General features: G+C 54.1%; 16 protein-coding genes. 4 read left to right on the forward strand and 12 right to left on the reverse strand.

Going from position 1 to position 18570, the window contains the following annotated elements:
* Positions 1 to 52 precede the first annotated feature (52 nt).
* On the forward strand, positions 53 to 1246 hold the full coding sequence (emrD, locus tag ACTJKZ_RS20110) for a multidrug efflux MFS transporter EmrD (RefSeq protein ID WP_440829982.1): 1194 nt from the start codon (positions 53 to 55) through the stop codon (positions 1244 to 1246).
* On the opposite strand, the gene glpX is transcribed toward emrD, so the two are convergent.
* The 3 genes from glpX to ACTJKZ_RS20125 all read right to left on the reverse strand — a co-directional run bounded on the left by glpX (position 1236) and on the right by ACTJKZ_RS20125 (position 4739).
* A complete protein-coding gene (gene glpX, locus ACTJKZ_RS20115; protein ID WP_161732999.1) occupies positions 1236 to 2246 on the reverse strand; it encodes a class II fructose-bisphosphatase in 1011 nt (336 codons plus the stop codon). The two genes, emrD and glpX, sit on opposite strands and share 11 nt — an antisense overlap.
* 96 nt (positions 2247 to 2342) lie before the next feature.
* Positions 2343 to 3854, reverse strand: a complete 1512-nt coding sequence (gene glpK / locus ACTJKZ_RS20120) for a glycerol kinase GlpK (protein WP_033734465.1) — start codon at positions 3852 to 3854, stop codon at positions 2343 to 2345.
* Between the two features lie 30 nt (positions 3855 to 3884).
* Positions 3885 to 4739, reverse strand: coding sequence for an MIP/aquaporin family protein (locus ACTJKZ_RS20125; RefSeq protein ID WP_010258182.1), 855 nt, complete (start codon positions 4737 to 4739; stop codon positions 3885 to 3887).
* Positions 4740 to 5144: 405 nt separating this feature from the next.
* Here ACTJKZ_RS20125 and zapB point away from each other — a divergent pair, with 405 nt between their 5' ends.
* A complete protein-coding gene (gene zapB, locus ACTJKZ_RS20130) occupies positions 5145 to 5384 on the forward strand; it encodes a cell division protein ZapB (protein WP_003851242.1) in 240 nt (79 codons plus the stop codon).
* Between the two features lie 53 nt (positions 5385 to 5437).
* Here the strand turns inward: zapB and rraA are convergent, their stop codons facing one another.
* The 6 genes from rraA to priA form a co-directional block, all read right to left on the reverse strand.
* Positions 5438 to 5923, reverse strand: a complete 486-nt coding sequence (rraA, locus tag ACTJKZ_RS20135) for a ribonuclease E activity regulator RraA (RefSeq protein ID WP_009088032.1) — start codon at positions 5921 to 5923, stop codon at positions 5438 to 5440.
* Between the two features lie 158 nt (positions 5924 to 6081).
* On the reverse strand, positions 6082 to 7419 hold the full coding sequence (gene hslU / locus ACTJKZ_RS20140) for an HslU--HslV peptidase ATPase subunit (protein ID WP_013359469.1): 1338 nt from the start codon (positions 7417 to 7419) through the stop codon (positions 6082 to 6084).
* Positions 7420 to 7429: 10 nt separating this feature from the next.
* Positions 7430 to 7960, reverse strand: coding sequence for an ATP-dependent protease subunit HslV (hslV, locus tag ACTJKZ_RS20145; protein ID WP_003851234.1), 531 nt, complete (start codon positions 7958 to 7960; stop codon positions 7430 to 7432).
* An 88-nt stretch (positions 7961 to 8048) separates the two neighbouring features.
* Positions 8049 to 9080, reverse strand: a complete 1032-nt coding sequence (gene ftsN / locus ACTJKZ_RS20150; protein WP_440829983.1) for a cell division protein FtsN — start codon at positions 9078 to 9080, stop codon at positions 8049 to 8051.
* Positions 9081 to 9232: 152 nt separating this feature from the next.
* Positions 9233 to 10270 (reverse strand): DNA-binding transcriptional regulator CytR, encoded by a 1038-nt coding sequence (gene cytR, locus ACTJKZ_RS20155; RefSeq protein ID WP_161733003.1) that lies wholly within the window; start codon positions 10268 to 10270, stop codon positions 9233 to 9235.
* A 164-nt stretch (positions 10271 to 10434) separates the two neighbouring features.
* Positions 10435 to 12630 carry a primosomal protein N' gene (gene priA, locus ACTJKZ_RS20160; RefSeq protein WP_161733005.1) on the reverse strand — a complete coding sequence of 732 codons (2196 nt, stop codon included), beginning with the start codon at positions 12628 to 12630 and terminating at the stop codon, positions 10435 to 10437.
* 225 nt (positions 12631 to 12855) lie between these two features.
* Here priA and rpmE point away from each other — a divergent pair, with 225 nt between their 5' ends.
* Complete coding sequence (gene rpmE / locus ACTJKZ_RS20165) at positions 12856 to 13071, forward strand: 50S ribosomal protein L31 (RefSeq protein WP_003851227.1); 216 nt, start codon at positions 12856 to 12858, stop codon at positions 13069 to 13071.
* A gap of 74 nt (positions 13072 to 13145) precedes the next feature.
* Here rpmE and ACTJKZ_RS20170 read toward each other — a convergent pair whose 3' ends face one another.
* From ACTJKZ_RS20170 to metJ, 3 genes are all read right to left on the reverse strand, one after another.
* Positions 13146 to 14711 carry a filamentous hemagglutinin N-terminal domain-containing protein gene (locus ACTJKZ_RS20170; RefSeq protein ID WP_440829984.1) on the reverse strand — a complete coding sequence of 522 codons (1566 nt, stop codon included), beginning with the start codon at positions 14709 to 14711 and terminating at the stop codon, positions 13146 to 13148.
* A gap of 105 nt (positions 14712 to 14816) precedes the next feature.
* On the reverse strand, positions 14817 to 16532 hold the full coding sequence (locus tag ACTJKZ_RS20175) for a ShlB/FhaC/HecB family hemolysin secretion/activation protein (RefSeq protein ID WP_440829985.1): 1716 nt from the start codon (positions 16530 to 16532) through the stop codon (positions 14817 to 14819).
* 286 nt (positions 16533 to 16818) lie between these two features.
* The gene (gene metJ, locus ACTJKZ_RS20180) at positions 16819 to 17136 is read right to left on the reverse strand and encodes a met regulon transcriptional regulator MetJ (protein WP_009088019.1); all 318 of its coding nucleotides are present in this window, start codon (positions 17134 to 17136) and stop codon (positions 16819 to 16821) included.
* Positions 17137 to 17409: 273 nt separating this feature from the next.
* Between metJ and metB the strand changes: the two genes are divergently transcribed.
* Positions 17410 to 18570 carry a cystathionine gamma-synthase gene (metB, locus tag ACTJKZ_RS20185; RefSeq protein ID WP_161733011.1) on the forward strand — a complete coding sequence of 387 codons (1161 nt, stop codon included), beginning with the start codon at positions 17410 to 17412 and terminating at the stop codon, positions 18568 to 18570.

Consider the following 18570-nt stretch of genomic DNA (forward strand, 5'->3'; position numbering starts at 1 on the left):
CGGGTGAACCGCTGTTTTAACCTCCTTTCACAGAAAGAAATTTTGCATAATCATGATTAGTAAACTGGAAAATCGCCTACTGCTGGTGATGCTCATTGTGCTGGTGGCTGTCGGGCAGATGGCACAGACTATCTACGTCCCGGCGATGTCGGTGATGGCGGACGCCCTGAATGTACGGGATGGCGCGCTGCAGCGGGTGATGGCGGCCTATCTGATGACCTATGGCGGATCCCAGCTGATCTACGGTCCGCTGTCAGACAGTGTGGGCCGTCGTCCGGTGATCCTGGCGGGCATGATGATCTTTATGATCGGCGCAATCACGGCTCTGATGGCGACCTCTCTCGATATGCTGGTGCTGGGTAGCGCAATCCAGGGACTGGGAACCGGCGTGGCAGGCGTGATGGCCCGTACCATGCCACGTGATCTCTACGAGGGGCACGCGCTGCGTCGCGCTAACAGCCTGCTTAATATGGGCATTCTGGTCAGCCCGCTGCTGGCACCGGTGATTGGCGCACTGCTGACCCAGCTCTTTGGCTGGCACGCCTGTTTCGCCTTTCTGCTGCTGCTCTGTCTTGCGGTGACCGGTTCCATGGCGCGCTGGTTGCCGGAGACCCGGCCGCAGAGTGCGGAAGTGACCCCTTTCTTTAAACGTTACGCCCGCCTGCTCAGCGACGCGAATTTCGTCCGCTATATTGTGCTGCTGATTGGCGCGCTGGCCGGGATTGCGGTCTTTGAGTCGAGCTGTGGCGTTCTGCTGGGCGGCGTGCTCGGCCTGCACAGCCTGACCGTCAGCATCCTTTTCATCCTGCCGATTCCGGCAGCGTTCTTTGGTGCGTGGTTTGCCGGGCGCGAGCAGGGTTCATGGCACAGCCTGATGTGGTGGGGCGTGAATAGCTGTCTGCTGGCGGGCATCCTGATGTGGATCCCGGCATGGTTCGGCGTAATGAATATCTGGACGCTGCTGGTGCCCGCCGCGCTGTTCTTCTTTGGTGCCGGTATGCTGTTTCCGCTGGCGACCTCAGGCGCGATGGAGCCGTATGCGTGGCTGGCGGGAAGCGCGGGCGCACTGATTGGCGGCATGCAGAATCTGGGATCGGGCCTGGTGGCGTGGCTCTCAGCCATGATGCCGCAGCGCGATCAGTTCAGCCTTGGCATGCTGATGTTTTTTACCGCGCTGGTGATGCTGCTCTGCTGGTTGCCGCTCTCACGTCAGCCGGAGCGCGGCAATCAGCCGGTTACAGGATAAACGGATGGAGCGCCGGATCTTTACGGTCGAGATAGTGAATCGACTGGATGCGGCGAATGGTGCGTGATTTACCGCGAATCAGCAGCGTTTCGCTGGTAGCAATATTGCCCTGACGCGTAATGCCTTTCAGGAGTTCGCCACTGGTAATGCCGGTGGCGGCAAATACCACGTTGTCGTTACGGGCCATCTCGCCCAGCGTCAGCTTTTTACCCGCTTCAATTCCCATCTCTGCACAGCGCTGCAGCTCCTGCTCGCCAAGCCGACGGTTTTCAGCGCTGTCGCCTTTCACATGATGACGTGCCAGCAAGCGGCCCTGCATATCGCCGTCCAGTGCACGGATCACCGCCGCAGAGACCACGCCTTCCGGTGCGCCGCCAATGCCGTACATCACATCCACTTCGCTGTCCGGCATGCAGGTCAGAATCGAGGCGGCGACATCGCCATCCGGGAAGGTAAAGACCCGTACGCCCAGCTGCTGCAACTGGCCGATCACCGCATCGTGACGTGGCTTTGCCAGAATCGATACGGTCAGCTGCGACAGCGGCTTGTTCATCGCTATCGCGATATTACGCAGGTTGGTTTCCAGCGGCAGGTCGAGATCGATAGCGCCATGCGCTGCCGGACCGACAATCAGTTTCTCCATGTACATGTCAGGGGCGTGCAGAAAGCTGCCTTTATCGCCGACGGCCATCACGGCCAGCGCGTTAGCCTGGCCAAGTGCCGTCATGCGGGTGCCTTCAATCGGATCGACGGCAATATCGACCGCATCACCGCGACCGGTACCAACTTTTTCACCGATATAGAGCATCGGCGCTTCATCGATTTCGCCTTCACCGATCACAATCTGACCGTCAATTTCAATGGAGTTCAGGACATGACGCATGGCATGGACAGCCGCGCCGTCAGCTGCATTTTTGTCGCCGCGTCCTAACCAGTGATAGCCTGCCAGGGCGGCAGCTTCGGTTACGCGGGAAAATTCAATGGCAAGTTCTCGTTTCATGGCATCTACCTGACAAAAAACCGGCAGGCAGTGTAACACAGCGGGGCAGCAGGGCGGGGAAAAGGCCCGCGACGGCCAGCGTCGCGGGCACAGAGATTACTCCTGGTCTTCCCACGCCTGTGCGCGGGCAACCGCTTTTTTCCAGCCGGCATAGCGGAAGTTACGCTCGGTCGTTTCCAGGCTTGGACGGAACTCACGCTCAATAACCGCTTTAGCGCGCACTTCATCCAGATCCTGCCAGAAGCCGACAGCCAGACCCGCCAGATAGGCAGAACCCAGCGCCGTTACTTCACGCACTTCCGGACGCTCAACACGGGTGCCGAGGATGTCAGCCTGGAACTGCATCAGGAAGTTGTTGGATACCGCACCACCATCCACACGCAGCGCCTGCAGGCGGGTGTTGGCATCATTCTGCATCGCTTCCAGCACGTCACGCGTCTGATAAGCGATCGACTCCAGCGTCGCACGGATGATGTGGTTAGCGTTCGCGCCGCGCGTCAGACCGAAGATTGCGCCACGGGCATACGGGTCCCAGTAAGGTGCGCCCAGGCCGGTGAAAGCAGGCACCATGTAAACGCCATTGGTATCTTTCACTTTCATCGCGAAGTATTCAGAGTCAGCCGCTTCACTGATCAGCTTCATCTCATCGCGCAGCCACTGAATAGAGGCACCCCCGATAAATACGGCACCTTCCAGCGCATAGTTCACTTCACCGCGCGGGCCACAGGCGATAGTGGTCAGCAGGCCATGGGTCGAGGTCACCGCTTCAGTACCGGTGTTCATCAGCATAAAGCAGCCGGTGCCGTAGGTGTTTTTCGCCATGCCAGGCTGTACACACAGCTGGCCATACAGCGCGGCCTGCTGGTCACCGGCAATACCGGCGATAGGAATACGTGTACCGCCTTTACCACCGATGTTGGTCTGACCGTAGACTTCAGACGAGGACTTCACTTCCGGCAGCATTTCACGTGGGATATCCAGGATATCCAGCATGCGCTGATCCCACTCGAGCTTGTGAATGTTAAACATCATGGTACGTGAGGCGTTGGTATAGTCAGTAATGTGAACGCGGCCCTGAGTCATTTTCCAGACCAGCCAGGTATCAACGGTACCGAACAGCAGCTCGCCACGTTTCGCACGCTCACGTGAGCCTTCAACATGGTCCAGGATCCACTTCACTTTCGTTCCGGAGAAGTAGGGGTTAATTACCAGCCCGGTGGTGTGCTGGATGTACTCTTCCAGACCCTCTTTCTTCAGTTTGTTACAGTAGTCGGCGGTGCGGGGATCCTGCCAGACGATGGCGTTATAGATAGGTTTACCGGTCTCTTTTTCCCACACGATGGCGGTTTCGCGCTGGTTAGTGATACCAATTGCCGCAATCTCATCAGAACGGATATCGGCATGGGCCAGCACTTCAACCAGCGTAGAGCTTTGTGAAGCCCAGATATCCATTGGATCATGCTCAACCCAGCCCGCTTTCGGGTAGATCTGAGTAAATTCGCGCTGCGATACCGCAACGATATTAGAGTCGTGGTCGAGAACGACGGCGCGTGAGCTGGTTGTTCCCTGATCGAGCGCGACAATATATTTTTTATCTGTGGTAGTCATAAATTCAGTCCTGATGATAAAAGGTGAAACTTACGCTTTACGCTGCTGAGCGCGTGCAACTGGTTTGTCTGCTGGAACGCTTGCAGGTTCCTGGGCGGTACCTGGCAGGTAGCGACCAATCAGTGTGCGATAACCTACTGCACCCAGGCAGGCACCGACCAGCGGGCCAAAAATCGGCACGAGGAAGTAAGGGATGTCACGACCACCGGTAAAGGCAACGTTACCCCAGCCTGCCAGCCATGCGAAGATCTTCGGTCCGAAATCACGTGCCGGGTTAAGGGCGAAGCCGGTCAGAGGACCCATGGAGCCACCGATAACCGCAACCAGCAGGCCAATCAGCAGTGGAGCCAGTGGGCCACGCGGAATGCCGTTGCCGTCATCCGTCAGACCCATAATCACCGCCATTAATACTGCAGTGATGACCATCTCAACCAGGAAGGCCTGGCCGACACCGATATGTGGATTAGGGTAGGTTGAGAAGATGCCTGCCAGGTCGAGACTTTCAACCGTGCCGCGCACCATCTGGTGGCTCTGCTCATAATCAAAAAACAGGCTGTAGTAGAGACCGTATACCAGCGCCGCGGCACAAAAGGCACCGGCAATCTGCGATACGATATAAGGCAGAACTTTACGTCCTTCAAAATTAGCAAACAGGCAGAGTGCAACGGTAATTGCCGGATTCAGGTGCGCGCCCGAAATGCCTGCGGTGAGGTAGGCGGCCATGGAAACGCCAAGACCCCAGATGATGCAGATCTCCCACTGACCGAAGGCGGCACCGGCGAGTTTCAGAGCAGCCACACAGCCTGCGCCGAAGAAAATAATCAAGCCTGTCCCCAAAAATTCGGCAATACACTGACCTTTGAGCGTGTTAGTTGTCTGACTCATAATAGTGGTTCCTGAAGCGAGGTTAAATTTTATCAGTTTTTGTTCTCAGTCCATGAGGCACCCAGCTTTTATGTAGGGCTGATGTGAATTTATCGTTAACGAACATAAACGAGAAATAGCGAAATCGTTTTTTGTGTACTGTGTCATAAAAATGCGCGTTTTCGCGTATTCTGGCTTTCTTAACCCATTATTCGCGCCTCATTGCAGTGATAACGGGCCAGTGCCAGAACGCAGCTGCAGTAAGCGCAGCGTAAATTCAGGGATTGGCTGAAAAGTGTTACAGACTACGCCCGCAAAGGCCGCGTTGCTGGACTTGCGGGGTGAGGCTACATACAATCGGGACAACGTTGCTGGCTTAAGCTGGCATCATCAACGCCTTGCAGGAATTTAGGAGAGGTCAGAAAGATGTCATTTGAAGTGTTTGAGAAACTGGAAGCGAAAGTACAGCAGGCGATTGATACCATCACCCTGTTGCAGATGGAAATCGAAGAGCTGAAAGAGCAGAACAACTCACTGCGTAACGATGCGCAACAAGTCGCGGGCAACCACGATGCGCTGATGCGTGAAAATCAGCACCTGAAAGAAGAGCAACACGTATGGCAGGAACGTCTGCGTGCCTTGCTGGGAAAAATGGAAGAGGTTTGAAGCCTCAGCTGATGTGAAAAACGGGTGCTCAGGCACCCGTTTTCATGTCCGGCCTATTCGAGGTCCAGCGCATCCTCTGACAGAATGATACCGGTGTTATCGGCATAAAGATGGTCGCCGGAGAAGAAGGTGACGCCGCCGAAATTGACGCGCACATCGCTTTCACCAATCCCTTCACCCGCAGCGCCTGCCGGAATCGCGGCAATGGCCTGAATGCCAATCTCCAGCTCCTCCAGCTCATCAACCTGGCGTACCGAACCGTAAATCACCAGGCCTTCCCACTCGTTAGTTGCCGCCAGGCGTGCCAGCTGCGCATCGACCAGCGCACGACGCACGGAGCCGCCGCCATCGATTACCAGGACGCGACCCCGGCCATTCTCTTCCAGCAGATCGTAGAGTAAGCCGTTGTCTTCAAAGCATTTCACTGTGGTAATCTGACCACCGAATGAAGTGCGCCCACCAAAGTTTGAAAAAAGCGGTTCAACAACATTCACTTCTTCATGGTAGATATCGCAGAGTTCAGATGTATCGTATTTCATAAGGGTTTCGTCTGTTTGCCACAGGAAGGGTAAGTATATCGCTATATGCAGATTGTTGGCAAAATCATCAGTATGAAAAAAGCATCGTTCGATCAAGAACATGCATAAAAAAGCCCAGCCGGATGGGCTGGGCTTCTGAAATGCGCTGATTCAGTGAATCAGAGAATGAAGCGGCTAAGGTCTTCGTCAGCCACCAGTTCATCCAGATGTTTGCCGACATAATCAGCATCAATGGTCACGGATTCACCGTGACGATCGCTGGCGTCATACGATATATCTTCCATCAGACGTTCCAGCACCGTATGCAGACGGCGCGCACCGATGTTTTCGGTGGTTTCGTTGACCTGCCATGCGGCTTCAGCGATCCGGCGGATACCCTCTTCGGTGAACTCGATGTTCACGCCCTCGGTATTCATCAGCGCTTTATACTGCACGGTGATGGAGGCATTCGGCTCGGTCAGGATGCGCTGGAAATCATTCACGGTCAGTGCCTGCAGCTCTACACGGATGGGCAGACGACCCTGCAGTTCCGGAATCAGGTCAGAAGGGCTGGCAACCTGGAACGCGCCTGAAGCGATAAACAGAATGTGGTCGGTTTTCACCATGCCATGCTTGGTCGAAACGGTACAGCCTTCAACCAGCGGCAGCAGGTCGCGCTGAACACCTTCGCGAGAAACATCCGGGCCGCCGGCATTCTGGCCGCCGCGCTTACAGATTTTGTCGATCTCATCGATAAACACGATACCGTGCTGCTCAACCGCATCAATCGCGTCCTGCTTAAGCTCTTCCGGATTAACCAGCTTTGCCGCTTCTTCTTCGATCAGCAGCTTCATCGCTTCTTTGATCTTCAGCTTGCGCGCTTTCTGCTTCTGACCGCCGAGGTTCTGGAACATCGACTGCAGCTGGCTGGTCATCTCTTCCATGCCAGGAGGCGCCATGATCTCAACACCAGGCGCGCTGGCGGCCAGATCGATCTCAATCTCTTTATCGTCCAGCTGGCCTTCGCGCAGCTTTTTGCGGAACGACTGGCGCGCCGCAGACGGCTCAGCGCTCTGCTCTGCCTGGCCCCAGTTGTTTTTCGCAGGCGGAATCAGCACATCGAGAATGCGCTCTTCGGCCATCTCTTCGGCACGGTATTTGTTCTTTTCAATCGCCTGACTGCGCACCATCTTAATGGCCGAATCGGTCAGGTCACGAATGATAGAATCTACTTCCTTACCGACATATCCCACTTCGGTAAATTTAGTCGCTTCGACTTTGATGAACGGTGCATTGGCCAGCTTAGCCAGACGACGCGCGATCTCAGTTTTACCGACACCGGTCGGACCGATCATCAGGATGTTTTTTGGCGTCACTTCATGGCGCAACTCTTCGTCGAGCTGCATGCGGCGCCAGCGGTTGCGAAGTGCAATAGCCACGGCGCGCTTGGCGCTGTCCTGGCCGATGATAAAGCGGTTCAGCTCGCTGACGATTTCGCGTGGAGTCATCTCAGACATATTTATACCCTTACGCCTTAGACGTTAATTCTTCGAAATTAACGTTGTGGTTAGTGTAGATGCAGATATCACCCGCGATATTCAGCGACTTTTCGACGATGTCGCGTGCGCCCATTTCGGTATTCTCCAGCAGCGCACGTGCTGCTGCCTGGGCGAAAGGCCCACCGGAGCCGATGGCGATCAGATCGTTTTCAGGCTGGATGACGTCACCGTTACCGCTGATGATCAGAGAGGCTGACTCATCTGCGACGGCCAGTAAAGCTTCAAGGCGACGCAGCATGCGGTCGGTACGCCAGTCTTTCGCCAGTTCCACCGCGGCTTTTACCAGGTGGCCCTGATGCATTTCCAGTTTACGTTCGAAAAGTTCAAACAGGGTAAAGGCGTCTGCGGTGCCGCCAGCAAATCCGGCAATCACCTTATCGTTGTATAAACGACGCACCTTTTTAACGTTGCCTTTCATCACGGTATTGCCGAGCGTAGCCTGGCCATCACCGCCAATCACTACCTGGCCGTTGCGTCGTACACTTACTATTGTTGTCACGGGCAGACCCCTTGTTGCAGTCGGAAAAGGACTCCGCGCACGGGGCGCGGAGTATCATGCAACAGATATGGGGCGGGTTTGACGGGTTTCAACCCCCGACGGAGAGTGGAATACAGCTGGAGTGTCCGGAACTGCGCAGGCGTTTCAGGGTGCTGTCAGCGGAGGCGCGGTCTTTATACGGACCGATAACCACACGATTCCAGCCGCCACCGGTCGTAATACGGCTTTCAAAACCTTCAAAGGCTAAGCCTGCACGCACCGATTCAGCCTGGTCAGTGCCTTTGAACGAACCACACTGCACCATCCAGCGCTGCGAAGAGGCTTTCTCCGCTGTTTTCGCCTTCGCGGTCTCCTGCGGTTTTGACTGTATGTCCGGCTCCCGCGTGATCGGTGCAGGCTGCGTCTGGCGCTGTACGTTTTGCTGCTGCTGCTGCTGCTGCTGCTGCTGCTGCTGCTGCTGCTGACGTTGCTGTTGTTGTAATTGCTGCTGTTGCTGACGCTGCTGTTGTTGCTGCAACTGCTGCTGGCGTTGCTGTTGCTGCTGGGCCTGCAACTGCTGGCGCTGTTGCTGAACCTGTTGTTGTTGCTGATGTTGCTGCTGCTGTTGTTGCTGAACCTGCTGCTGGCGTTGCAGCTGTTGCAACTGCTGCTGATGCTGCAGCGTCTGCTGCCGTTGCGCCGGGGTTTGTTCGTTCCACGGCACTTCGTTGAGCTGCGTCGGCTGCTGACGCATATCTGCCTGCATCTGCTCCAGCAACTGGCGCTGCTCATCGGTCAGCTGTGTCTGCGACTTCACTTCGCCACCTGAAGAGGGTTCGATAGGCGTCGGCACGGTGACCTGACGGTTCTCCAGCTCTTTAATATATTTCCAGCGCTCTTCTGGCTTCGGCGGCAAGCCATTGCCGTTGGCTTTATGATCCGTAATGACCGGCACGTCTTCTTTCTTGTGATGCGCCAGGAACCATAAACCACCGGCAAAGGTCACCAACACTGCGACCGCCAGTACAATCATCAATTTAGATGTTCCCGAACCGCCTTTGCTCTTCTTGCCACGGCTGGGGCTTTTTTTGCGACGCGTCCCTGTTGAACGCCCGCGGCCTACGTAATCTTTTTGTGCCACTCTCGTTCTTATACCCTTCAAAAATAGTGCCAGTTGGGCGAAATGATGATTTTTACGCGCCCGGCAAGGAGTCCGCCATGTTACTCAAGGGTCGGAACTTTGACCAGCAGTGTTCGCCTTAAGAATCTACTGAAAAAATCAGACAAATACGCTTATTTTTCACGCTTTTTTGCTCGCGCCGTGCTGCCACGAATGGTTAAACCGGCATCCAGCAGCCGCGATCCGCTGATGACCCGTTTGCCATTTAACTCATCCAGCAGCAGAAGCATCGCCTCCCGGCCTATCTGGTAACGTGGCTGCGTGACCGTGGTCAACGGCGGCTCGCAGTAACGTGATAGCTCAATGTCATCGAATCCGACCACAGAGAGGTCCTCCGGTATCCGCAGTCCACAGCGTCTGGCCTGATTCATCGCCCCCAGCGCCATAATATCGCTGTGGCAGAACAGGGCGCGCGGCGGTTGCGGCAGGGTCATCAGCTGATTCATGGCGGCCACGCCTGCTTCAAACGTAAAATCACCGCGCACAATATAGGTGGGATCGACCGTCAGCCCGCTGCGACGCATCGCCTGTACATAGCCCTGCAACCGATACTGACAGAGCGGCATCTCTTCCGGCCCGGCGATACAGGCGATCTGCGAGTGGCCTAACTGCAGTAAATGATTCACCGCTTCAAATGCGGCGGTCAGGTTATCGATGTGAACTGTGGGCAGCGACATTTCCGGCGCAAACTCATTCGCCATCACCATGGGCGGCAGGTTACGTTGCTCATCAATGCTGGCATCAAAGGGCAACTGTGACCCGAGCAGCACCATGCCATCGATCTGTCGTGTGACCATCAGATTGAGAAAGGTTCGCTCCTGCTGATTCTGATGAGCACAGTCACCAATCAGGACCAGATAGCCTTCTTCGGCTGCCGTGACTTCGACGCCACGAATGATTTCACTAAAGAAGGGATCGCAGATGTCAGGGACAATAACCAGGATGGTTCGCGTTTCGTTACGCCGTGCGTTGCGCGTTGGGCCATGTGCTGCATAGCCGACGGCGGCAACGGCCTGCTCGACTTTCTGGCGGGTCGCCGCAGAAACCTTCTCCGGATTCATTAGCGCACGCGATACGGTGGCGGTTGAGACGCCCGCATGCTCCGCGACATCCTTCATCGTGGCGGCGGGCGGTTGTTGATTCTGCTCCAACACATGCTCCTGACGCGTTATGGCGCGTTCGATTCTGTTTTTGCCTGACCTGAAAGCAATCCGGGCAACATTGTTAACGATTGCCCGGCTGGTTGTTACTTAATTTGCATAAAAATTGTGACTTATGCGACGTTTTTCGATCTGGCTCGCAGTGTCAGTAAAAATCAGCTCTCGGTCGGGTCGATATCCAGCGTCCATTTCACTTTGCGTGCAGCGGGGAGCGTTGAAACCAGCGGCAACGAACTGCTCAGTAACTGTTGCAGACGTTGCCGGGAAGGATGCTGCAACAGAAGTTGCCAGCGCCAGCGTCCACTGCGTTTGGGCTGCAAAGCGGGCAACGGACCCATAAACCACATCGCCTTGTCATTCAGCGGGCTCGCCTCCAGCAGGTTACGAAGTTGTTGCAAAAATTCGGCTGCCTGCTGGTTATCCATATCTTCCGCGCGGAACAGCGCATGGCGGCTCCAGGGTGGCAGGTGAACCGCCTGTCGCTCCAGCAGCGCCTGCTGGGCAAAGGCTGAATAACCCTGATGCAGCAGTGTCTGCAGTAAGGGGTGTTCCGGATGGTGAGTCTGCAGCATCACCTCACCCTGCTTTCCGGCACGGCCAGCACGGCCGGCGACCTGGGTGTAGAGCTGAGCAAAGCGCTCCGCCGCACGGAAATCGGCTGAGAACAGGGCACCATCAACATCCAGCAGCGAGACCAGTGTGACATCGGGGAAGTGGTGGCCCTTAGCCAGCATCTGGGTGCCGACCAGGATACGTGCGCCGCCACGATGGACGTCAGCCAGATGCTGCTCCAGGGCACCTTTGCGGCTGGTGGTATCGCGATCGATGCGCGACACCGGCACGCCAGGGAAGAGTGTGCCGAGCTGCTGCTCCAGCTGCTCAGTACCGACGCCGACCGGCAGCAGATGGGTTGAGCCACACTGCGGGCACTGATTAGGTAGCGGACGCTGGCTGTCGCAATGATGGCAGCGTAGCTGACGGTGGTGCTGATGCAGGGTGTAGTAGCGGTCACAGCGGGTACACTCGGCAATCCAGCCGCAGTCGTGACAGAGCAGGGCGGGTGAAAAGCCGCGGCGGTTAAGAAACAGCAACACCTGATTGTCGGCCTGCAGATGCTGGCGCATTTTACCAATCAGACCCGGTGCCAGGCCGCCGATCAGCTGCACGCCTTTTAAATCGATAAGCTGTTGCAGCGCCGGTCGGGCGTTGCCGGCGCGCTTTGTCAGGTCGAGCTGGCGATACTTGCCGCTGCGGACATTGTGCAGCGTCTCCAGAGCCGGTGTCGCCGAGCCCATGACAATCGGGATATCCTCTTCATGGGCACGGAACACAGCCAGATCGCGCGCCTGATAGCGCCAGCCTTCCTGCTGTTTGTAGGAGCTGTCATGCTCTTCATCAATAATGATGACGCCAGGACGAGCCAGCGGCGTAAACAGCGCCGAGCGGGTACCAATCACAATCGCCGTTTCGCCGCGCCGGGCACGTAACCAGACCGCCAGCCGTTCACTGTCATTTAATGCAGAGTGCAGCACATCGATGGGCGCATCAAAACGTTCCCGAAAACGGGCAATCGTTTGTGGGGTTAAGCCAATCTCCGGCACCAGCACCAGCGCCTGTTTACCCCGTGCCAGCACATTTTCCAGCACGCTGAGGTAAACCTCAGTTTTGCCGGAGCCGGTGATGCCCGCCAGCAGCCAGGCGGCATAGTGTTCATCATCTGCCCGAATCGCACCCACGGCCATCGCCTGATCGGTATTCAGTCGCAGCCGTTCGCCTTTTACAGCATAAGTGGTGCGCCAGTCGTGCATCTGCGGCTGATGCTCATGCAGTTCGCATAATCCTTTAGCCCGCAATGCCTGTAATGTTGCCTCGGTAAGATCGTGTTCACTGACCTGATGCCGATAGAGCGGTTGCTGACGCAGTGCTGCCAGCGCCTGCTGCTGTTTCGGGGCGCGCTTTAAACTTTCCGGCGCGGTTTCACGGCCCTGCTCGGTAATTTCCCAGCGCCACAGGGGATTGTCCTGCGCCGCTTTGCCCTGGCGCAGTAGCACCGGAATCGCGTGGCTCAGCACTTCACCCTGCGGCGAGTGGTAGTAGCTGGCGGCCCAGTTCAGGATGCGCCACAGCGACGGGGGATAGAGAGACTCACTGTCCAGCACCTCAACCACGCGCTTGAGCTGTGCTTCCGGCAGATCGCTGCTGTCACGAAAGGCGACCACAATCCCGATCATTCTGCGATTGCCAAAGGGCACACTCACGCGCCCGCCAATGACCGGCTGCACACCCTGAGGCGGCAGATAATCAAACAGGCGGGGCAAGGGGACGGGCAGGGCAACCTGAACAACGGGCATAACTCTCTCTTTCCGGCTCAATCATCGGGGAAGCTAGTGTACACGCTGACCCCCTGTGGCGGGTATCTCAGCATATATTTGCAGCAATCCAGACTTACCTGTATAATATGCCCCCTTCGGTGAGAAAATCTGGCCGGAGTACACCCTATAATGTTCAACCGCGTGTGGTGCTGTGCAGGTTAACGCCTGGCACGGAGAGCGACACGGCCTTCTATGAGGTTTCCCATGAAACAAGGTATTCACCCGAAATACGAAGCAGTTACTATCAAATGTACCTGCGGCAACGAGATCCACACCCGTTCAACACTGACTCACGAACTGAACCTGGACGTTTGTGGCAAATGCCACCCGTTCTATACCGGTAAGCAGCGTGAAGTGGCAACTGGTGGCCGTGTTGACCGCTTTAACAAGCGTTTCAGCGTGCCAGGCGCTAAAAAATAAGATTAAAAGGCACCTGAACCTGCGGGTTCGGCGGCAAGAAAAAACCCAGCTTCGGCTGGGTTTTTTTATGGCTGTTACAGGCTGGTGTCCGTTCCCGGGGTCGCCGCAGGCTTATTCAGTTCAAGTACCTGCGTCGTATAAGTACCATCTAAATCACCAATCGCGGCGATCTTCGGTGCGGTAATCGAGATTTTATCGGCTGACATCGTACCTTTACTGCACAGCACCCAGAGTAAACAGGATGAGTTACTGATTTTCTTGTCTGTCGCCAGTGTCAGCGTTTCCGCCTTCATGGTACCGCTATTAGATATGCCGTTTTTGCCCGACACGTTTAACAGTCCGGTTGCCTGCATGACGCCCTGATTGCTGACCTCATTCGCCATAACAGAGGCACTCTGAGCGGTCAGAGTCGCCGCGTTAGAGACCTTTATCGCAGAAACATAGGCTGTCCCCTGTGAAGTCACGTCTCCGCCAGACAGGAGGCTGACCTCTTTAACGGCATTCATACTCAGGTTTCCAGCCTGAATTGCCCCTGAATTGAGCAGGCTGGTGTTGGCGACAGCCGTTACGACGCCGTCAACCGTATTATAACCGGTCTGCATGGCCAACGTTTTTGGCGTCGTGATTGTTCCTCTGTTCTCAATATTACCGGCCAGAGAAACAATATTTACAGCACCAGCAGCATCAATTTGCGCATTATTGTTGTTAGAAATTTTTCCCAGGCTGACGATGGTGGCGTAATCCGTCGTTTTAATAGTGCCGTTATTGGTGAACGCGTCCGTTGTCTGCAGAACAGCCTGGCTGGCAGACAGTGTTCCTCTGTTCGTTATGCTGCCACCTGCGGTGGCGCTAAGCAGTCCGGTTTCAATCGTGCCGCTATTGGTTAATGTGCCATTAGCTGCAATGTAGAGATTAGTCGCATTCAGTATGCCGCTATTATTGACACCCGCTCCGGCATCAGTAGTCTGCAGCTGAATAATTCCCGCAGTTGACCCACCCAGCGCGCTGACATCAATGGTGTTGCCGTAGGCTTTGGCCGTTCCAGTCGCTGTCGCCGAACCGGAAGCGATATTGTAATCATAGATACCAGCAATCGCTTGTAATTGAGTAGTAGCGATCTGTCCCTGAATATTAATTTTCTGCGCCAGAAGGTCGGTGTAATCGGCACCTTTCAGGCCATTACCATTAACCGTAATCGTGCCTTTCGCCACATTGAAACCAGTCAATGCACCCTCGGTAAAGGTGGGCGTTCCGGTGGTCAGCGTGGCGCGTCCGGTGTTAATAAAGCTACAGCCAGAGCAGGTAATACCATTCGGGTTGGCGATAATGACATCCGCTTTTTGACCGGCGACTTCAATATAGCCATTCAGTGAAGATGAGCTTTTTGAGATAACTTCATTCAGGATAAGGCTGGCTGACTTATCCAGATTGCTGTTTCGCGCAAGATCACCTTTGTCACGCACTAAATCTGTCATGCTATTATTCAGGACCATTCCATCACTGGTGACGTTAAAATTCTGATACATATTATGAGAAAGACCATTTGCATCAGCCTGATTAATATTAACAACTGTCGATCCATTTGCATGAGTGTAAGTATTGAGTGCAGCCAGCGCAGGCTGGCTGCACAATGTGGCCACGGTAGCCAGGAATAACAGGTTAAACTTATGCTTCTTCATTATTTCTATCCTTTTTCTGTGTGAGTGTTTTTTAAAGTTTTTTTTATTAAAAAATGTCCATCTTTTTTAATATTTCCATTGCAATGAAAAACCCAGCGTAAGTGGATCAGTGTGAAAGGCTTGTGGTTTTTTTAGCGGGGTACCGGCAAAAAGATCAAAGCGTGTTTGCAGAAGTTTTCCCCGCAGGCCGACAACGCTGCCTATGACGGTTTTTCCTTTATAATACAGCTGGTTGTAATTGCCATAGACCTGGCCTGCATCAACACCGATATAGGGCTGAATCGGTTGGCCGGGGATTATCCAGCTAAGATCGTTGCGCCAGTACCCTCCCTTATTGTCCTGAAGAGAATATTCACCATCGAAACCGCGCACCGTCCAGCGGTTTGCCAGCGAAAAGCGGTTAAGTGACGAGAGGCTATCGGGCGAATATTGCAGGCTGATATGAGGGGAGTAATTCAGCCAGTTTTCATAGACACGAAAGTTGACGGAACCCTCAAGATCTAAAGTGACAATCCGACCTTGCTTATCAATGAGTCCATACTCCTGCTCAACAGTATTACTGCTGTTAAACCAGGGCATCTTTCTTTGGTAACTTAGCGTGGTTGCGAGACCTGCATTATCAACATTGATTTGATGTTGCAGCACCGCTTTCCAGCCCGCACTTCTTTTATGCATGCTGACAAGGTCAAAATCATCCAGAGAGTAACGCGATTCCGTATCAAATATTTGCAGGCCAACCGTGCTGGTCTGATGCACGGTTCGTGAAATCAGCCGATTGAGTTGCGCACTGTAATAATGGTTCTTATTATTCAGCGTCCATTTTGCCCAGTTTCCGGTCATAAATTGTCGGTAGTCACTGTGACTGGCGTAGAGATCGAGCCACCAGTATCCCCAGGGGATTGAATAACCTATCGATTTATTACTGTTACCTTTTATCGTGTGCTTCGGGGCAATATCGTGGCCATAAGAGACATAAAGGGTGTCACTGAGTGAGGTAATATTATTCAGATAGAGCGCTGCACCACCCTGATATCGGCCTGTTGCAACCGAGCCAGCATCATTGAGCCATGCACCCACCTGCCAGTATTTATCCTGCCTGCGCTGGATATAAATGTCGCTTTCACCTTTGCCGCTGCCAGGCACCAGATTGACGTTAACCTGCGATCCCGGTACTCGCTGAAGATTAAGACTACCCTGTTCAAGGTCGCTGAGTTCAAGCACATCACCCGCTTTGAACGGTAATGTGCTGGTTAAATTGATATAGTCGTCTCCGGATTTATTAAGAACGATTTTTCCCACTTTACCGGCATTAATATCAAATTTTAATTCACCACCTGACAGGTTCTGCTCCGGTAAATTAACACGTGTGGTGATATATCCCGCCCGGATGATTTCATTTTGCAGAGTTTTTGCCAGCAGTTTTATACCCGCGATACCCAGACATTTTCCTTCTGCCTGAGAAGTAAAATACCTTAATTTTTCGAGGTGAAGTTTTTTGTTATCCTGCTTTAAAGAGACCTTATCGATAAGATAACATTTTTCTTCATGCGGAAAGGGAATCTCTTCTGCCCGGAAGCGCTGTTGTTCAGACGCTGCCCGCTGCGGTTCAGGCATCAGTTGCGCTTTGCGTACCTGATCCTGTTGCAGTGCATTGATATTCCCATTTGACTCTGTAAGAGCGGGTGCAGCTTTCGCCTGATCAGGAAAGGAAAAGGTTACTGCAGCGAAAAAAATAAGAAGATAAGCGGATGCAGATGACGTTATTTTATATTTAATGCTCATTTTCTTTCCGTGAAATAGTCGCTCTGGCAAAATTTTACGGATGCAGATAATAGTGAACAATAGTAATTATTCTATTGTCGGAATAAAAAGACATTCTTATTGCAACAGAAATAACGGAATAATAGGAGAACAGGCTGGAGTTTTATGATAAGTCTGGCGGGCAATATTCAGAAGGGTCTGTCAGATTACGGAAAGCAGGAAGGTCATTTCACATCGGATCAGAAAGCGGCTCCCTGAGCGGAGCCTGCTCCTCTGAAGCGGGGTTAAGCGAAACCGGCCCCGGGAATTAATATTCCCAGGTATCCGGGTCGACACCCATCTGGCGCATGATTGCTTTTGCTTCTTCCGGAATCTCATCACTACGCTCTTTACGCAGGTCGACATCATCCGGCAGCGGTTGACCCGTAAAGGCATGTAAAAAGGCTTCGCAAAGCAGCTCGCTGTTGGTAGCGTGACGCAGGTTATTCACCTGACGACGGGTACGCTCATCCGTTAAAATCTTCAGCACGCTCAATGGGATAGAAACTGTAATCTTCTTGACCTGCTCGCTCTTCTTACCGTGCTCAGCGTATGGGCTGATATATTCGCCGTTCCATTCAGCCATGGGTTACCTTAATTAATAAACGTTAAATGTGAGGAAATCAGCGGATTATGCCTGATTTTTTCCTGCCTGACCCCTCATATGGCGGGTTTTCTTCGTTCGCCGCTTCTGCATTACAGAGGGGAACGCCAGGCGATGACGCATAATTTTAGCGGTTATTGCGTTTGTGCTCAATCTATACGCAAAGACATTTAGATGTCCAGATGTATTGACGTCTAATTAGAGGGTGATATTCTGTGGACTACATTTTTTTAACTCTTCAGGAACAATTCGCTCATGACGCGTAAACCGGCAACCATCGCAGTGCGCAGCGGTTTGAATGATGACGAGCAATATGGCTGCGTTGTCCCGCCCATCCACCTCTCTACAACCTATAACTTCCTGGATTTCAATGAGCCTCGTGCACATGACTATTCCCGTCGTGGTAACCCCACGCGTGATGTCGTACAGCGTACGCTGGCGGAACTGGAAGGCGGGGCGGGTGCGGTATTAACCAATACCGGCATGTCGGCTATTCACCTGGTCACGACGGTGTTCCTGAAGCCTGGCGATCTGCTGGTTGCGCCACACGACTGTTATGGCGGCAGCTATCGGTTATTTGACAGCCTGAGCAAACGCGGCGCGTATCGGGTGAAATTTGTCGATCAGGGCGACCCGGTGGCGCTGCAGGCGGCGCTGGATGAAAACCCCAAACTGGTGCTGATTGAAAGTCCCAGTAATCCGCTGTTGCGCGTCGTGGATATCAGCGCGATTTGCGCCGCCGCACGCGCGGCGGGTGCCGTCAGCGTAGTAGACAACACCTTTATGAGTCCGGCGCTGCAGAATCCTCTCGCGCTGGGTGCGGACCTGGTGATCCACTCCTGTACCAAATACCTCAATGGTCACTCCGATGTGGTGGCGGGCGCGGTGATTGCCAAAGATCCGCAACTGGCGACCGACCTGGCCTGGTGGGCAAATAACATTGGCGTGACCGGCGCGGCATTTGACAGTTATCTGCTGCTTCGCGGGATTCGTACGCTGTCACCGCGCATCGCCGCTGCTCAACGCAACGCACTCGCGATTGTGGACTATCTGAAGCAGCAAAAGCGGGTGAAAAAGTTGTATCATCCTTCGCTGCCGGAAAACGCCGGACACGAACATGCTGTACGTCAGCAGCGTGGCTTTGGCGCCATGCTGAGTTTCGAGGTCGACGGTGATGAGGCGCTGCTGCGTCGCTTCCTGAAAGCGTTGCGGTTATTTACGCTGGCGGAATCGCTGGGCGGCGTAGAGAGTCTGATCTCCCATACCGCCACCATGACGCACGCGGGGATGTCGGCAGAAGCACGCGCGGCAGCAGGCATTTCCGATACGCTGCTACGGGTTTCTGTTGGTATTGAAGATCACGAAGATTTAATTGCCGATCTGGATAATGCATTCCGGATCGCAGCCGAGGATTAA

The organism is Pantoea sp. 22096, from assembly GCF_052045955.1.
In the GTDB taxonomy this organism is placed as follows: domain Bacteria; phylum Pseudomonadota; class Gammaproteobacteria; order Enterobacterales; family Enterobacteriaceae; genus Pantoea; species Pantoea alfalfae.

Coding starts and splice junctions, on each gene's coding strand:
- emrD (WP_440829982.1), top strand. CDS start 53: ATGATTAGTAAACTGGAAAATCGCCTACTGCTGGTGATGCTCATTGTG.
- glpX (WP_161732999.1), bottom strand. CDS start 2,246: ATGAAACGAGAACTTGCCATTGAATTTTCCCGCGTAACCGAAGCTGCC.
- glpK (WP_033734465.1), bottom strand. CDS start 3,854: ATGACTACCACAGATAAAAAATATATTGTCGCGCTCGATCAGGGAACA.
- ACTJKZ_RS20125 (WP_010258182.1), bottom strand. CDS start 4,739: ATGAGTCAGACAACTAACACGCTCAAAGGTCAGTGTATTGCCGAATTT.
- zapB (WP_003851242.1), top strand. CDS start 5,145: ATGTCATTTGAAGTGTTTGAGAAACTGGAAGCGAAAGTACAGCAGGCG.
- rraA (WP_009088032.1), bottom strand. CDS start 5,923: ATGAAATACGATACATCTGAACTCTGCGATATCTACCATGAAGAAGTG.
- hslU (WP_013359469.1), bottom strand. CDS start 7,419: ATGTCTGAGATGACTCCACGCGAAATCGTCAGCGAGCTGAACCGCTTT.
- priA (WP_161733005.1), bottom strand. CDS start 12,630: ATGCCCGTTGTTCAGGTTGCCCTGCCCGTCCCCTTGCCCCGCCTGTTT.
- rpmE (WP_003851227.1), top strand. CDS start 12,856: ATGAAACAAGGTATTCACCCGAAATACGAAGCAGTTACTATCAAATGT.
- ACTJKZ_RS20175 (WP_440829985.1), bottom strand. CDS start 16,532: ATGAGCATTAAATATAAAATAACGTCATCTGCATCCGCTTATCTTCTT.
- metJ (WP_009088019.1), bottom strand. CDS start 17,136: ATGGCTGAATGGAACGGCGAATATATCAGCCCATACGCTGAGCACGGT.
- metB (WP_161733011.1), top strand. CDS start 17,410: ATGACGCGTAAACCGGCAACCATCGCAGTGCGCAGCGGTTTGAATGAT.